The following is a 15,467-nucleotide window of genomic DNA, read 5'->3' on the forward strand; positions in this document are numbered from 1 at the left end:
CGGGCAAAAGGGGGGAGTTTTGTGGGGAACTTTATTATAATACAGAAAAAGGAAAGAGGGTGGGAAGGTAGGTGGGTGAAGGGGTGGAGGGGTGATGGGGGATTTTGAGAATTTGCGGTAACTTTTTTATTAGGGAACATAGATAGGAAAAATTCTAAGGAATTTTAAAGGTTAGGAAAAAATAAAGTATCAGATATAGATAATTTGAATAGAGAGTAACAAGTTTGCAAGTCATGGAAAGTAACCAAGGAAAAAAATGTTAGATTTAGTAGTTTATTTATATTTAAGTATAAATTGTGATTTAAAAGTTATATAATATTATACAAGCAATATAAAATTTTGTATTTAATGAAATATTATAGTGGGTGGTGTAAAAATGTGGGCAGATAACGCTTCGAATATTGATATGTTGGCATATAAGCCATATGCAGAACTAATATATGAAATTTCTAACGATAAACGAATGAGTCCTTTAACTATTGGATTATTTGGAAGTTGGGGTAGTGGTAAATCTACATTATTAAGATTAATTAATGAAAAAGTAATTGAAAATAATAAAGAGAATAAGGAAGTAATAGCAATCACCCTAAATTCTTGGATGTTTGAGGGGTATGATGACGCAAAAACAGCACTCATGGAAAGTTTATTGAGAGCAATTGAAAGCAATGAAGATATAGATGGTGGGTGCAAAAAAGGCTTTAAGAAACTTATTAAGCGTGTAAACTTGATTAGAATAGGTAGAACAATAGTAAAGCAAGGTGTTCCATTAGCTCTAAGTGCATTAACTGGAAATCCTATTCCTGCTATAACAAGTATAGGATTGGGAATAACTGAAAAATTAAAGAATAGTGAAGGTATTGAAGAATTAGCAGACGGTGCAAAAAAAATGAAAGAAGAATATCTAAAAGAAGATGATAAAGATGAAAGTATAGTTGAAAATATTAGAGTTTTTAGGGGTGAATTTCAGGCAATATTAAAAGAGTCAGGGATTAAAAATTTAATAATTATGATTGATGATTTAGACAGATGTAATCCAGACAGGATATTAGAAACATTGGAAGCTATTAAATTATTTCTCGCTGTAGAAAAAACAACTTTTATTGTAGCAATAGATGAAAGAGTTGTTACTTATGCAATTAAAAAGAAATATCCTAAGTTGTCCGCAGAAGATAATATTGATGTCTCAAAGGATTATATTGAAAAAATCATTCAGTTACCGATAAGACTTCCTGAGCTTTCTGAAATGGATATTAAAAACTATATGTTGATGTTAGTTTGCGAGATGTTTTTAAAAATAGAAGAGGTCAATGGGTTTTTAGACAAACTTTCAATTAATGGTTTGATTTCTAAAGGTGGGATAATTAATTCATCAGATATTCTAAGTAGTTTAGTTATTGATACGGAAAACCCAGAGACAAAACTTAATGATATAACGAAGCTTGATGAATTTAAGGAACAGTTGCTTATATTTGAAACAATTGGAGATGTAATAGCTGGAAGTTTAAAAGGTAATCCACGTCAAGCTAAAAGATTTTTAAATACATTTCATATAAGAAAACGGATGGCCGAAATTCAGGGGTTCAAACCCAATTTAGCTGTTTTGGCAAAATTAATGGTTTTAGAAGAAGTTGATAAGGAATTATTTAATGAGCTATATGTATGGCAATCTCAAAATGAGGGTAAACCCGATAAATTAAAAGAGGTTTACAATTTAGTCAAAGATGGTAAGGAATTAAAGGATACAAGCTATTCAAAATGGAATAATGACAGAATTAAAAAGTGGATAGTAGTAGACCCAATAGGTTTATATGATATAGATTTAAGACAATATTTTTATCTATCAAGAGAATCAATAGGAGAAATTAGTTTTGTTAAAAATAATTTAACTTATGAGGAAAGAAAGAGTGTTAATGACATTTGTTTAATAGAAGATAAAACATTTCAACGTAAATTAATAGTAGGGTTGAAGGCGAAGGGATTGCCAGAGGAGAGTTTAGATAAAATATTTAAAGCTATATTTCAGAAATTCAGACAAAATCATGGATTAGTAGAAGCGTTAGTGAATGTATATATAAATTTTGAAAAGTACAGAGATGTAATAATCAAAGAATTAAAGGGGATTTCATCTGTTGATATTACTGCGTCTAATCTAAAATTATTAGTAAGTTTAAAGAAAATTGATGAAGAAAAAATTAATAATTTTAAAAATGATTTAATTAAACAAGGATTATTAGTAGATAAAAAGTTAGAGGTATGGAATAAATTTGAAGGAGGGAAGTAATAATGGGAACTTCAAAAGGGTATCTACCACCTAAGGGTTTCTTATGGAAGGATACAAAGTTAGCTGTAACGACTATGTGTAAGAATAATTATAGTAATAAATCAATTGGTAATGCTCTAAGTAAGTATGTTCAAGCGAGAACAAGTGGTAATGGAAGTGAATCCAGTACAAATCAAAGCAAATCAGTTTCAAAGACTGTATTAAAGGCATTGAATTTTATAAGCTCTTTTAATCAAAATGGGCTTAATGGAGCATTGGAAAACTTAGGATTAACAGTTCTAATTGGTAAAAGTAGTGAAGAAATATACAATGGATTAATTGATTATTTTGCACCAGACACTAATACTATTGAGGACAGTGTTTCAAGGGAGTGTATGACCGAAATTCTTGATGATTTTAAAATAATTGATTTAGAAGAAGATTTCAAACAAATATCAGGTGAAGATTTTTTTCTTAACTTTATGGTTAAATATGTTCAAAAGAGTTTTATATCAAACTTTTTTGAGAAAATTCAAGGGTTATGTACAAATATAGAGGAGACCAATGGTGCTATAAACGGAATAAAGAATTACATAAGAGTTACTTTAGAAACAGATTTTACTGTAGTACAACTATCAAGTATAGATTTAACAAGTAAACAAGGCGAACAATTCATAAGCGAAAAATGTGAAGAAGCTTTTGATGTGTTCAGAATTTTGAGGTGATATTTATGAAAGTATGGATTAATAAAGTAAAGAACGAAGAAGTTTATGAAGATTATTTAGATGGAATTGTATTCAATTTTGATAATAAGAGTAATAGGTCCAATATTAAAACTCATGTTGAAAATTTGTGGCGGAGGTTTGGGCTAAAAACAATAAATGATATTAATGAAGATTTTCTTATAATAGCTTTAAGCATTTTTGCTATAGACAAAAGAATACCAAGAAGTATTTTTAGTGATAATTGGACAAGGCAAATTGAGGTCAATATACCAGTTTTAGAGTTAAGTAAATGGGAAAACGTAAGAGTAGAATTAGAAGATACTTTGAAGTTTTTGAGTGGGGATATATGGAGTTTAAGATTTAGAAAAAGTGATAGTAAATTTAGAGCTAATAAAAACAATACTAAATATAGGTTGATAAATAATAAAAATTTTGATTGTGTTAGTCTGTTTTCAGGTGGATTGGATTCATTTTGCGGAGCTATAAAGCTATTGAGTGAAGGAAATAAAACTTGTTTTGTGGGTTTTCAAGAATATGGATTACTGGGTAGTAGGCAACAAGAGTTATATAATGCGGTAGGCAAAGAATTTAATAATACAAATAACGAGCTATTATTATTTAGTGCAACACCTTTTGAACCATTAAATACATTAGGCAAAAAAAACAATTTAGGAACTGAAAACACAAGTAGGAGTAGGTCATTACTATTTTTAGCGGGTGCAATTGCTGTAGCTTCAATAATAGGTGATATACCAGTATACATACCTGAAAATGGGTTCATTGGCATAAATGTTCCATTAACTGATAGTAGAAATGGTAGCTGTAGTACAAGAACAACACACCCACATTTCATTAGAAGTTTAAATGAAATATTACGTAAAGTCGGAATTAATAATAAAGTGTCAAATCCTTATGCTTATTCTACAAAGGGCGAAATAGTAGAAGAAATATCTAATAATGAAGTGTTTAAAAATTATGGAGGGAGAACTATATCTTGTTCCCATCCTTGTCTTTCAAGATACGACCATATTAAGCCTCCAATTAATTGTGGATATTGCTACCCCTGTTTAGTTAGAAGAGCTTCGATGAACAAAGTCAATTATAAATATGATAATTATAATGACAATTATACGTTAAGTAAGGATTTTATAGAAAAGAGTAATAGTCTTGGTGGAAGAGCAAGTGATTTGAAGGCAGTTCTTTATAGTATTAGTAGATTTGAGTTAAACAAGAACAATGATAATTATATTAATAGTTTGTTATTGAGGCATGGTAAATTAGCTACGGAAGAGGTGGCCTTATTCAATAGAGTTTATAGAGAAACTATGGAGGAATTGCTTAAAATGCTTGTTAATGAGGATAAAGCTAATGGCTCTGGTTTGTTAGAGTATATGGGTATTGATTTAGAGGAAAAAAACAATGTCTAATTTAGTAGATTTCCACTTCCATTTAGACTATTATTCGGATAATAAGGATAAGTATAATTATCTAAATGAGCATAAAATATACACTTTATGTGTTACTAATCTACCTGAAATATATGAGCAGTGCATAAACACGTATCAAAATACAAAGTATGTAAAATTTGCATTAGGCTTTAATCCTCAGTTTGCGGGAAGTGAAAATTTAAATAAGAAGCTATTCAATAAATATATGGAAACAACTAAATATATTGGAGAAGTTGGGTTAGATTATTCAAAAGAACATATCAGCTCAAAGAGTAAGCAAATTACGATTTTTGACTATATTTGTTCTTTATCTAAAGATAAGAATAAGATATTTTCAGTGCACTCAAGAGGGGCAGAGGCGGATGTTCTGGAAATACTTGTTAAGAACAAGATTAAATCAGCAGTATTTCATTGGTACAGTGGGAAAGTTGATTTTATTAATGATATTGTTGGTCAAGGATACTACCTTTCAGTAAATTATTCAATGACAAAATCTAAAACTGGTAGGGAGATAATAAAAAACATTCCTTTAAATAAAATTTTAGTCGAATCTGATGGACCGTTTGTACAAGTAAAAGGTAAGCCAATTACACCAGAAGAATTAATATTAACATATGAAAATATAGAAAGTATACAACATATTGATAACATGATAAATGTTGTTCAAAGTAATTTAAAAAAATTATTAAGAGATAATGAATAATTTTATATAATAGATTGCAATTAGTAACCATGAAATATTGCAATCTATTAAATTATATTTTAGTTTGGAGTGGTAAGCATATTATTACAATTTGGTTTGCAAATTCTAATATTCATTTTTGGCATGGTTGTTTCAATGCGGATAGATAAAGCTTTACTAATATGGGGTGCAATTAATAATACTTATTTTGATATAGGTATAGTTGCAATTATTTCATTGCTTATATGGAAATCCCCTGCAATAAAACAAATTAAATTCTTTAAATTAAAAAGATGTGTTTGGAATACTATAATTGTTAATATACTTAGTCTACTTACTATTTTTATTCTATCAAATATAGTTTACTACAGATGCTTTGATTTTTTTGGACCTTCAAATTTATATAACTTCATATCGGATAATAAAATAAGCAAAATAAATGAAGATATGGTATTTTTGCTTCGGATTGAGAAAGTTATGAATGAATTTGTTGACAATGTTGATAATGGAAATGGTAAATTTTACTTATATAAATTTTCAGAAATAGTTTCTAAGAATAAAGAAAAATCAAAACAATTATTTATTAATGATAAAATAATAAGCGGAAAATTTAAAGAATACAATATAAGTTTTGAGGATATATTAAATTATTATAATAATTGCACCAAATTTCAATCAAATCTCATTCTGTCTGGATATTTTATAGGAACACTCTTGTTCTTAATTATACTTAGCTATTATTATGAAAGAATTTTTATAGCAGATGAATATGACTTGTTTAAAATAAAAATAAAAAAAATTATATATATAGTTGCATTTGGTATATATTTTATAAGTGTTATAGATATAAATAATGATGGGTTAGTGTCATATATGATAAACATTAAATATGGGACAAGTATTATCATAAGTAAAGAACAGTTGAGCGATTTTATGAAATTTTTTAGCACTTTTAAAGAAGGATTTGTAACATTCATTATCTTTGATACTATAATAGATTGCAGTGAAAAGCTTAATAAATTAAGCAGAAAAAACACACAAAGATTTAATCCCAAAAGTGAAAGTAGTGCGGATATATCTAATAATACATTAAAGAAGATAAATTCTGTAGCTTCAAAATATGATATTATAAAAAAAGAAAATAAAAATATTGAAGAAAATATTAAGAGACAAAATATTATTATAAATGAGTTGCAAAGAGAAATAAAAAACCTACAGAAGAGTAAACATGGAAAGTAAGATATTCTTTATTCTAATGGCGAAATCAAATTAAGAATAAATTTTAATACTTTTGTTTAAATCTAACTATGTAGAGAATAAATAATCCTTTGAAAATACTAATAAAGTCTTGAAAATATAAATATAGTTATGAACAGAATTGTCCAAATTGGCCCCCAAAAATCGGGTCCCACTGTGGACAATTTTCATTTTAAAGCCTCCCCTAAATTTCCCCTCCCCCACCCACAACATCAGTAAAAGGAACGGTTTACCGTTCCTTTTCTTTTTTCTTCCCCCACCTGCCCCAATCTCTAAAACCAGATAAAAAGATTGACCAAAGGATTGAAAGATTGATTGATTGAAAAGATTGAATAGATGATAGATTATATCATAGATTAAGGACAGCAACATAACCGATGTAAGCCTTGATATGAGAGGTTTTTATGGGATAGGATAAGGAGATTAGGGAGAAGGATTGAGGGCAGATAAAAGAACACAGGCGAGAAAATAATTGGATATAAATGAGGAAAAGATTGATTTTTGGATTGAAGGAATGGTCGGTAGACCTTTTGTGAATAAAGGAGGCAGATAGGAGGAGTTTTTCAAGACTTTATTAGTTTTAATTTGGGTTGAAAGATAGCGTTGGGTGCTGGGGTTGGGAGAAAATGTTCAAGACTTTATTTATATTGGAAGGAATTAGGCAACGTAGGAATGAGGGTTTGAGGGGGTGGAATGGAAGAAGTTTTCAAATCTTTAATAAGCGTCTACATAGTTATATGAAATTCTAAGGTATTTGTTAAAGTGAGTAAGAGTGTTAAGGAAAATTCCGAATTTTGTTAAAAGCAAAGAATAGATTATTATGCCCTTATTCATTGAGGTGTTGATAAAAGGTTTTGAATATATGATTTAAAGAGCTTTTTCTATAATCAGTATGGTAATGTAGGAGCATAAAGTTAGGAAAGGGTTGATTATAGAGTTTGAATAGAGGATAAGTATGCTATAAACTTAGATTAATGAATGAATGGAGGGATAAAATGAATAACTTAGTAGATGGTATGTTAGACTTATATAATAAAATAAAAAATGTAAATGAGTTGAAGATGGAAAATATAACTGTTCTCAATGAATTTGTTAATAATAAAAAATTTATAAGAAAATTTTATGAAGAATATGTGGATTGTAATGTATCCGATATTAAAGTAGTAATGTGTGGTATTAATCCTGGCAGATATGGAGCAGGAAAGACGGGGATACCTTTTATAGATTTTAATTCTTTATCAGAACTTTTATTAGATGTACAAAGGAATGATAGTGAAAGAAGTGCAGAGTATTTCTATTCTGTAATTAAAAAATATGGAGCTAAAAAGTTTTACTCTAATATATATGTTACAAATATTTGTAGTGTAGGATTTTTGAAAGATAATAAAAACTTTAATTATTATCAGTTACCTGAAAACATAAAAGAAATAATTCATTTAAACTTTTTAGAAAAAATAAAAATTGTAAACCCCAAGGTAATAATACCGTTAAGTAAGGATGTAGATAATACCTTAAAATATCTACAGCACATTGGAGAATTAAAGAATATTTTAATAGATAATACACTTAATCATCCATTTTTTTGTTCAATGAGAAGTAATTGGGAAATAGAATTTAATAAATACATTGATAAATTAGATAAATATATAATATAATATGAAATTATGCGAAAATAAAGGGTTTAACGCTACAGAAAGTTATATTAATGTTATTTTAGCTAACGCTACTGGAAATAAACATAGTCCGACATATAAAAAATACTTTGAACGTATTGGTAAGGGTGAATACGAGCTTCTTGATGTATATAGAGAACATGAGAGCTTTTATTGGTTGAATGTTGATACTAAGGGATATGAGTGGTCGTTTTCTGATTTAAAAGTTGGAAGAAGTCAAGAGTATTCAAATTTAAGTGAAGAGGGCAGTAAGAGGAAAAATCAAAGTTGTTTTGATGATATAAAAATAGGAGATAAGGTTGTCGCATATGAAATAGGTGAAATAAGTGGAATTACAGCAATATGTGAAGTAATAAATAAGAAATATGAAAATGAAGAAATAATAGTTGAATTTAGAAAGGAAATAGACTTTGAAGAGTTTCTAAATTTAGATGAAATGAGAGCTAATAAGGAATTGGAAGGCTGTAAGGTTGTCGGATTTCATAGAGGAACAATATTTAAAATAGAGAAGGAACATTTTTATATAATAAAGAAAATGCTTGAAGAAATAAATATCCAACTAAATTCTATTAGTGAGTTTGATAAAGCTGTTAATGAATCACTAAGACTTAGTGTTGAAGAACGGAGAAAGAGGTTAGAAAGTAAGAAAAATTCTATTTCTGAAAAGATAAACACAGTAAGTAGTGGGTATAGGAGAAACCCTGATGTTGTAGCAGAGGCACTTGAAAGAGCACAAGGTAGATGTGGAAAATGTAGGAAAGAAGGCCCATTTAAGAGAGTATCTGATGGTACAATTTATCTTGAAGTTCATCATATAATTAGATTGGCTGACGGTGGAGAGGATACTGTAGAAAATGCAATAGCTGTTTGCCCAAACTGCCACAGAGAACTACATTTTGGGTAGTAAACAATATTTAGATTTTATAGATATATAAAACAAATACAGGAAGGAAAATCATTATGGGACATAAGGATACGATTATATCTTATATAACAGAAAACAATGGTTTTTATTGTGATGATTGTTTATCAAATTTATGTAGTATTAGTCCAAGACAAACGGTGTTTCAAGTATGCAAAAGATTGAGTGTAGAAGGAAAAATAAATCGTAAGTTAGCGACTTGTAGCCACTGTGTCAAGGAAAAAACGGTTAATTCAAAGAATGATATGACCTATAGAGATAATGTAGATACTGATATTACTTATCATACTAAAATTGATAAGAAGGAGCAAAGAACCATAAGATTAGATGAATACTGTAAGAGTAAAAACAATGAGTTTATAGAAATTTTGCTTGAATTTGACAGCTTTGATATTAAAGATATATTTGCCACATTTAATGCTCACACGTTAGCGGAGATATTGACTAAGGATAAATATATAAAATTTCGAGATGAATGTTATGGAGAATATAAAAATTATATTAATATGGAGTTGGGGTTATTTCTTTATAAACTTAAACAAAATAATAATATGTTCTATAAGAGATTTCTTAACCTATACGGAGACCAACTTTATTGTAAATTTAAAATGGAAAAGACCTCTTTGGCGAAATGTAAAGGACTATATATGTATAAGCATAATGAACAGATAAAATATATTGGTAGGGTAAAAGGAAACTTTGATTTTTACCAAAGAATAAATGCAGGATATGCCAATATTTCTCCTAAAAATTGTTACATTGACGGTCAAGCAACTAATTGCCATATAAATGCTATAATTAACAGGGTTAGAAGTCAGGTTAAGTTCTTCATAATGCCATTAAAAGATGATGAAGAAATATGCTTTTTAGAAAGAAAACTTATAGAAGAACATAAGCCAGAGTGGAATATTGCATTAAAATAATTCTGATTTTAAAAAACAATGGAAGCAAAATTAATAGAATGAGTGCAAACCATTATCGAAGTTTATTTATAAGCAGTTAGTATTGAAAGGAATAATATATATATTAATTCCGTTTAACTACTTTTAAAATTTTCTGCTATTTGGATAAGTAAGCTAATCTGATGTTGTTCTAAGTTACTACATACTCGTATTAAATGCAATAGACTATAGTTTTCCGACAACTTAAGAGCTATATCTGATACAAGTGGAGGACTACCAATTAATGATACTAATTCATCATCTAAAGTATTATCTCCATTATAGCCTGTACAATCCATTAACACTTTATAAGTTATATTATTATATGCGAAATCAGCTAATTTCTTTAAAGTGGCAGGTAGAGGACGAGCATTTACTAACTCTCTTAAAAGTCGAGATATATGAGCAGGACTAATATCACACTGATTCCCGTAATTATTAATACTTCTATCCCCTTTAGCGAGAAGAAGTAATTGTGAAAATGAAGATTTATCAAATGTATTCATAAAACACCCCATATGTATAATAGTAATATACATATATTAACATGCCTATTAGCTATAATCAATAAATAGTTTAATTAGAAGATAACAATAGTAAATTTGATATTAGAAATAGGAACTGAAAAGTAGATTGAATTAAGAGAGGGCATAAGAACTAAGGGCGATAGTGTTAGAGCGTGACATAGGGATAGGTTTAAGGGAGGAATAAGCTATCTGAACTTAAACAGAGAGAATGAAGGCATGATGGGAAGATTGATAAAATGTAAGAACTTGGACAGACTATAATGTTTGTGTAAAGGGTCAAAATAAATTTTTAATGTGATAAAGAATGAAGAAAAGCATAAAAAAATATATAAGGTATACAGAGTTGTAATAAAATTACTTGTTGACAAATTATTGTAAAAACGTATAATAATTCTCAATATATAAAAAGCAATGATGGAGAAAGTAGCTAATACAAAGCAACCAGAAATAGGGGCATTTGATGGGAGTTCCTTTTGTAGAGTAAGAGTGAAGACCACTTCTGAGCTGTAATGTGAAATAAGCATTAACGTATTTCTGCGTCAAAGAATAGAGTTTATTGGAACTCGAAAGTGAAAAATCAAGGTGGGACCGTGCATTTGAAATTATTAAAGCACCCTTGAACAAAGTTATAGCTTTGTTCAAGGGTGTTTTTTTGCAAAAGAAAGGAGTGTTGTGATTAAATAAATATATTTTATGCCATTTTATATCAATGATGTGTAAATATGAAACTCAATAGGAGGAGGAAGCGTAATGATTAATTATTTTATGGAAGGCTGGAGAAACTGTAAATCAAAACAAAATTTGGAGAAGATAAAACAAGTCAGAGAATTTTTAGTGGATGATGAATCCAAAAGGGTTTTAGAAACTCGAATTAAAGTATATGAAACTGGAAATATTGTTTTGCTACACAATATTAAAAGTGATAGTACACAATATTTTAATAAAGATATTTTAACATTATCAGATAATGAATATTTTATTGATTTAGGTGCTTATAAAGGAGACACTATAGAAAGCTTTATTCGTAATGTTAAGGGAAAGTATAAAAAGATTGTTGCATTTGAGCCTGACCATGAAAATATGATGTCTCTAAATCACTGTATTTTAGAAAAAAATATGAATAATATAGTTGTTTATAAATTAGCCAGTTGGAATAAAAAAGATATTTTGAAATTCAGAGAAGATGGGTCTTATATATCTCAGATTTCAGATACGGGAACTTCAAGTACAAATGTAAATAGCCTCGACAATGTGCTATTTGACGCTGTTCCAGTGACATTTATAAAAATGGATATTGAAGGTGCAGAACGTAAAACAATTGAAGGAGCTGAAAATATTATTAAAAAATACAGACCTAAATTAGCTATTTGCGTTTACCACAGGGCAGATGATATATTTGAAATCCCATTAGCTATAAAAAAATTAGTACCTGAATACAAATTATATTTAAGACAACATTCTGATTCACTTTTAGATACTGTTCTTTATGCAACATTGTAGAAAATTTTATTTTCTAAAGATTATGAGTATAATTCTAAGTTGTAAATATTTAATGTAATTTATTTGTGAGGAATAAGTATAGATTATTGAAAGTAAAGGGAGATGATTGTATGGATTTACATGATTATAAAAATGTAGCAGAAAATTATGATTTATATGTGGATATTGTTTGTCCAGAAGGCTCAGCATTAAATGAAAAACTATGTGTAGCCTTTCATTTAGAGTTAGCAAAAATGTATGGAGATAGAGGGATACTCGATATTGGGTGTGGGACAGGTTGCACTATGATACCCCTTTTAGAAAAAGGATATAATGTAACAGGGTTAGATATATCACAAGAAATGATTAATGTTTTGGACAGAAAGCTTGTGAATAAAGAATTAAAGGGTGAACTGATATGCTCAGATATGGCTGAGTTTAAAACTAACAAAGAGTATTCATTAGTAATTATGCCAAGAAGTGCTTTTATTCATGTAAAAGAAAGGGAAAAACAAATAAGGGCCTTAAAGAATATTAATAAACATTTATGTGCAGGTGGTATAATATCAATTAATACAGTGGTGGGGACTTTTGAGTATATATCAAATGAACCTGATGGTGGTAGTAAATATTTAAGGTTTGAGTATATTAATGCTAATGGTAAAAAAGAAAAAGTATACAATCAGTTTGAATATAATTATGAAACGCAAGTATCTACTGGAAAATGGATATTCGAGGAATATGATAAAAGTGATAATGTAGCAGATATTAAGGAGTGTTTAATATCTATTAGGTTTGCCCAAAAGGCTGAAATAGAAAATTTATTTGAGTTATGTGGGTTTAAGGTTATAGGTATATACGGAGGATATGACAAAAGAGAGTGTGTATACCCTGGAAATTTGGTCTGGGTTGCAAGAAAGGTTTAATATTAAACAATGTCCCTAAAAATCAAGGAAATGCAGGAACACCAACCTGCACTCCTTCATTTTTTTACCATATCTTACCCAATTGCAGATTCCTGTCTGAATAAAATTCTCCAATTTAAGATTTAAAGCCTGAATTTCCACGAATAAATGATTAAAAGAGCGTGGTAAAAAATGAGTCGAGGGCTTGGAGTAATTAGGTGTAGGTATCAATAAAAAGTAAGTTAATTATTTAACTTATCTAATAAAACACAATGGAAATATTAGAATGTGAGGTTATAAATATGATTAATTTTAAAGTTGAAAATGGAGTTTTTAATTTTCGTGTTGCAGGAATTTTATTTAATAACAATAAGGTCCTTATACATAGGTTAATTAATGATGATTTCTATGATTTCCCAGGGGGTAGAGTAGAAATATTTGAAAGTACCGAAAATACAATTATTAGAGAGATGAAAGAGGAACTGGGTATTACTGTTACAATTAATAGATTATTATGGGTTGCTGAACATTTCTTTAATAATAATGATAGTAAATACCATGAAATCTGTTTCTACTATTTAATAGAGTGTAGTGACAATAACTTTTTAGAAAGAGAAGATATATTTTATATTACAGAAGGTAGTAATAAATTTGAATTTAGATGGGTTGAAATAGCAGATATTAGAAACCATGTAATCTATCCTACATTCATTAAAGATAAAATTGAAGACCTTCCTGTAAATATAGAACGAATTGTTCATATTGATGAATAAATAAAAGGGACTATAATCTCAAATTAACGGGTCCCATTTTGAAGTGCTTTCACTTAAATATCATCAATATTAACATATGAAATCACGCTAATATATTAAGCTATTAATCTACTAATTAAGCTCAAAGAAAACACAGGCTAAAATTGTGTTTTCTTTGAGCTTAATTTAATATGAGTCGATGTTAGATGTAAGTAATTATATTGTAAATAAATTCAATAGATTATGTTATAATTCCTAATATATTAAAAATATGTTATAATTAGTATAAGCATCAGCTGTAATTATAACATAATTGTATAATATTGTAAGTTACCTGCAAATTATAAAGGTGGTGTGATTTTGAAAAATAAACATTCAATAATTATTTTGTGTCAAATAACAAGTGGTATATTATTTATAAGTTATTTTATAGGTAATATGGAGAATAAAAATTTACTTTATTTTAGTATTATTCCTGCAATAATTCAAATAATTTTAAGCCACAAGAAAGATGATATTCCTGGGAGTTCTAAACAATACGCAAGATATAATGGATTAAAAAAAGCGATTTTGAAAAATAAAAATTCAATAATTACTTTGTGTCGAATAACAACTATTATATTAATTATATGTTTTCTTGCAGGTAATAGGGAGAATAAAATTTTATTTTATTTTAGTATTATTGCTTTAATAATTGAAGGAATTTTAAGCCACAAGGAAGATGATTATATTCCTGAGATTCCTAAAGAATACGCAAGATATAATGGATTAAAAAAAGCTTTATCTATTTTAATGTCTTTTTGGATTATAGTAGTAATAATAGGTTTTTGTGTCTTTTTCAAGGTCATCTAAACTAATAATATAATCATAGCTAATATCTGTTCTGAAAATATACCATGAAATGTACCTATGATTATAAACAAGTTATTAAATTATTTTACTAAATTATCATATTATTTATCATTTAGTTTAGCATTGATAATCGCATATAGAATCACACTGTTAATAAATTTATTAACTTCCCATCATCAACCGTTATCTACCGAATATAATAAAAATTGTTGGAATAGGATTGAATAATATGCTTGAACAAGAACTCATGTTCCTATATAATATAAAGTGAAAGAAAATATTGGGAGGTGTGATTTGAAAGTTGTTGCTAAAACGATAGAGATGGTAGCATGGTTCAATGAAAAAAGTATACCCAAACCTGTAAGATTTAGATACGAAAATGAGGACGAAAGTTATAGAGTCATCAAAATTGATTAAGTTGTGACTATGGATAAAGAGAAATTGGCAGGGATGAGATGTTGGTATTTAAGTGTCAAAGTATTATAGGGGGAGTAATGTCTATATTTGAAATTAAATATGAACTTAAAACTTGTAAGTGGATATTATATAAGATATAGGTGTAAGAAGCATTAAATCATTAAGCAAGGATAAGGTGGAGCAGTAAAAATGAATATAGATGATTTAGAAGAAGTCAGAGAAGAACTTTATAAATTAATTAACAATGGTATGTGTTTGTGCAATGAAAATGTAGTTGAAATTAGTGAACGTCTGGATAAGTTAATAATAGAGAAGTATGAAAGTTGATTATTAGAAATATTACTTAATACGTTTATTTCTATATATGTGCACACAGAACAATAAAGTCAGTCGTAAAACATGATGGAAATGCAGGGACACCAACCTGCACTCCTTCATTTTTTTTACCCTATCTCCATACCCAATCGCAGATTCTCTTCCTAACCACCTGGTGATAGAATAAAAATAGTACAATAGAAATTGAGAAAGTTCCTAATAAGTATTACAATGAAAATAATAGATGGAGGGACTTAATCATGAGAAAACAACACGATAAACAATTTAAAGAAGATGCTGTAAAATATTATA

15 protein-coding genes are annotated in these 15,467 nt (G+C 28.4%); 14 read left to right on the plus strand and 1 reads right to left on the minus strand.

Features of this window, described 5'->3' with window-relative positions; translation table 11 throughout:
• The first annotated feature begins 376 nt into the window (after positions 1-376).
• From VIM70_RS23205 to VIM70_RS23240, 8 genes are all read left to right on the plus strand, one after another.
• Positions 377-2,281, plus strand: a complete 1,905-nt coding sequence (locus tag VIM70_RS23205; RefSeq protein WP_331948151.1) for a KAP family P-loop NTPase fold protein — start codon at positions 377-379, stop codon at positions 2,279-2,281.
• A 2-nt stretch (positions 2,282-2,283) separates the two neighbouring features.
• The gene (locus VIM70_RS23210; protein WP_331948152.1) at positions 2,284-2,985 is read left to right on the plus strand and encodes a hypothetical protein; all 702 of its coding nucleotides are present in this window, start codon (positions 2,284-2,286) and stop codon (positions 2,983-2,985) included.
• 5 nt (positions 2,986-2,990) lie between these two features.
• Positions 2,991-4,412, plus strand: coding sequence for a Qat anti-phage system QueC-like protein QatC (gene qatC, locus VIM70_RS23215; RefSeq protein ID WP_331948153.1), 1,422 nt, complete (start codon positions 2,991-2,993; stop codon positions 4,410-4,412).
• On the plus strand, positions 4,405-5,136 hold the full coding sequence (locus VIM70_RS23220; protein ID WP_331948154.1) for a TatD family hydrolase: 732 nt from the start codon (positions 4,405-4,407) through the stop codon (positions 5,134-5,136). The genes qatC and VIM70_RS23220 overlap by 8 nt, the downstream gene beginning before the upstream one ends.
• Before the next feature lie 135 nt (positions 5,137-5,271).
• A complete protein-coding gene (locus tag VIM70_RS23225) occupies positions 5,272-6,354 on the plus strand; it encodes a hypothetical protein (protein WP_331948155.1) in 1,083 nt (360 codons plus the stop codon).
• A 1,013-nt stretch (positions 6,355-7,367) separates the two neighbouring features.
• The gene (locus tag VIM70_RS23230) at positions 7,368-8,027 is read left to right on the plus strand and encodes a uracil-DNA glycosylase family protein (protein ID WP_331948156.1); all 660 of its coding nucleotides are present in this window, start codon (positions 7,368-7,370) and stop codon (positions 8,025-8,027) included.
• Position 8,028: 1 nt separating this feature from the next.
• Entirely contained in the window at positions 8,029-8,949 is a 921-nt protein-coding gene (locus VIM70_RS23235) for an HNH endonuclease (RefSeq protein ID WP_331948157.1), read from the plus strand.
• Positions 8,950-9,005: 56 nt separating this feature from the next.
• On the plus strand, positions 9,006-9,890 hold the full coding sequence (locus VIM70_RS23240) for a hypothetical protein (RefSeq protein ID WP_331948158.1): 885 nt from the start codon (positions 9,006-9,008) through the stop codon (positions 9,888-9,890).
• A 113-nt stretch (positions 9,891-10,003) separates the two neighbouring features.
• Here the strand turns inward: VIM70_RS23240 and VIM70_RS23245 are convergent, their stop codons facing one another.
• The gene (locus VIM70_RS23245) at positions 10,004-10,414 is read right to left on the minus strand and encodes a hypothetical protein (protein WP_331948159.1); all 411 of its coding nucleotides are present in this window, start codon (positions 10,412-10,414) and stop codon (positions 10,004-10,006) included.
• A 771-nt stretch (positions 10,415-11,185) separates the two neighbouring features.
• Here VIM70_RS23245 and VIM70_RS23250 point away from each other — a divergent pair.
• The 6 genes from VIM70_RS23250 (at position 11,186) to VIM70_RS23275 (ending at position 15,167) form a co-directional block, all read left to right on the plus strand.
• Positions 11,186-11,935, plus strand: a complete 750-nt coding sequence (locus VIM70_RS23250) for an FkbM family methyltransferase (RefSeq protein WP_331948160.1) — start codon at positions 11,186-11,188, stop codon at positions 11,933-11,935.
• A 110-nt stretch (positions 11,936-12,045) separates the two neighbouring features.
• Positions 12,046-12,840: a class I SAM-dependent methyltransferase gene (locus VIM70_RS23255; RefSeq protein WP_331948161.1), complete on the plus strand. Its 795-nt coding sequence runs from the start codon at positions 12,046-12,048 to the stop codon at positions 12,838-12,840.
• A 281-nt stretch (positions 12,841-13,121) separates the two neighbouring features.
• Entirely contained in the window at positions 13,122-13,592 is a 471-nt protein-coding gene (locus VIM70_RS23260; RefSeq protein ID WP_331948162.1) for an NUDIX hydrolase, read from the plus strand.
• Between the two features lie 339 nt (positions 13,593-13,931).
• A complete protein-coding gene (locus VIM70_RS23265) occupies positions 13,932-14,423 on the plus strand; it encodes a hypothetical protein (RefSeq protein ID WP_331948163.1) in 492 nt (163 codons plus the stop codon).
• Between the two features lie 294 nt (positions 14,424-14,717).
• Entirely contained in the window at positions 14,718-14,840 is a 123-nt protein-coding gene (locus VIM70_RS23270; protein WP_331948164.1) for a hypothetical protein, read from the plus strand.
• Positions 14,841-15,029: 189 nt separating this feature from the next.
• On the plus strand, positions 15,030-15,167 hold the full coding sequence (locus VIM70_RS23275; protein ID WP_331948165.1) for a Spo0E family sporulation regulatory protein-aspartic acid phosphatase: 138 nt from the start codon (positions 15,030-15,032) through the stop codon (positions 15,165-15,167).
• Positions 15,168-15,467: the final 300 nt, after the last annotated feature.

The organism is Clostridium sp., assembly GCF_036569345.1.
Classification (GTDB): Bacteria; Bacillota; Clostridia; order Clostridiales; family Clostridiaceae; genus Clostridium_AD.

Bases quoted from the DNA above. Each gene is read 5' to 3' on its own strand.
- VIM70_RS23205 (WP_331948151.1), top strand. From the start codon at position 377: ATGTGGGCAGATAACGCTTCGAATATTGATATGTTGGCATATAAGCCA.
- VIM70_RS23210 (WP_331948152.1), top strand. From the start codon at position 2,284: ATGGGAACTTCAAAAGGGTATCTACCACCTAAGGGTTTCTTATGGAAG.
- qatC (WP_331948153.1), top strand. From the start codon at position 2,991: ATGAAAGTATGGATTAATAAAGTAAAGAACGAAGAAGTTTATGAAGAT.
- VIM70_RS23220 (WP_331948154.1), top strand. From the start codon at position 4,405: ATGTCTAATTTAGTAGATTTCCACTTCCATTTAGACTATTATTCGGAT.
- VIM70_RS23225 (WP_331948155.1), top strand. From the start codon at position 5,272: ATGCGGATAGATAAAGCTTTACTAATATGGGGTGCAATTAATAATACT.
- VIM70_RS23230 (WP_331948156.1), top strand. From the start codon at position 7,368: ATGAATAACTTAGTAGATGGTATGTTAGACTTATATAATAAAATAAAA.
- VIM70_RS23235 (WP_331948157.1), top strand. From the start codon at position 8,029: ATGAAATTATGCGAAAATAAAGGGTTTAACGCTACAGAAAGTTATATT.
- VIM70_RS23240 (WP_331948158.1), top strand. From the start codon at position 9,006: ATGGGACATAAGGATACGATTATATCTTATATAACAGAAAACAATGGT.
- VIM70_RS23245 (WP_331948159.1), bottom strand. From the start codon at position 10,414: ATGAATACATTTGATAAATCTTCATTTTCACAATTACTTCTTCTCGCT.
- VIM70_RS23250 (WP_331948160.1), top strand. From the start codon at position 11,186: ATGATTAATTATTTTATGGAAGGCTGGAGAAACTGTAAATCAAAACAA.
- VIM70_RS23255 (WP_331948161.1), top strand. From the start codon at position 12,046: ATGGATTTACATGATTATAAAAATGTAGCAGAAAATTATGATTTATAT.
- VIM70_RS23260 (WP_331948162.1), top strand. From the start codon at position 13,122: ATGATTAATTTTAAAGTTGAAAATGGAGTTTTTAATTTTCGTGTTGCA.
- VIM70_RS23275 (WP_331948165.1), top strand. From the start codon at position 15,030: ATGAATATAGATGATTTAGAAGAAGTCAGAGAAGAACTTTATAAATTA.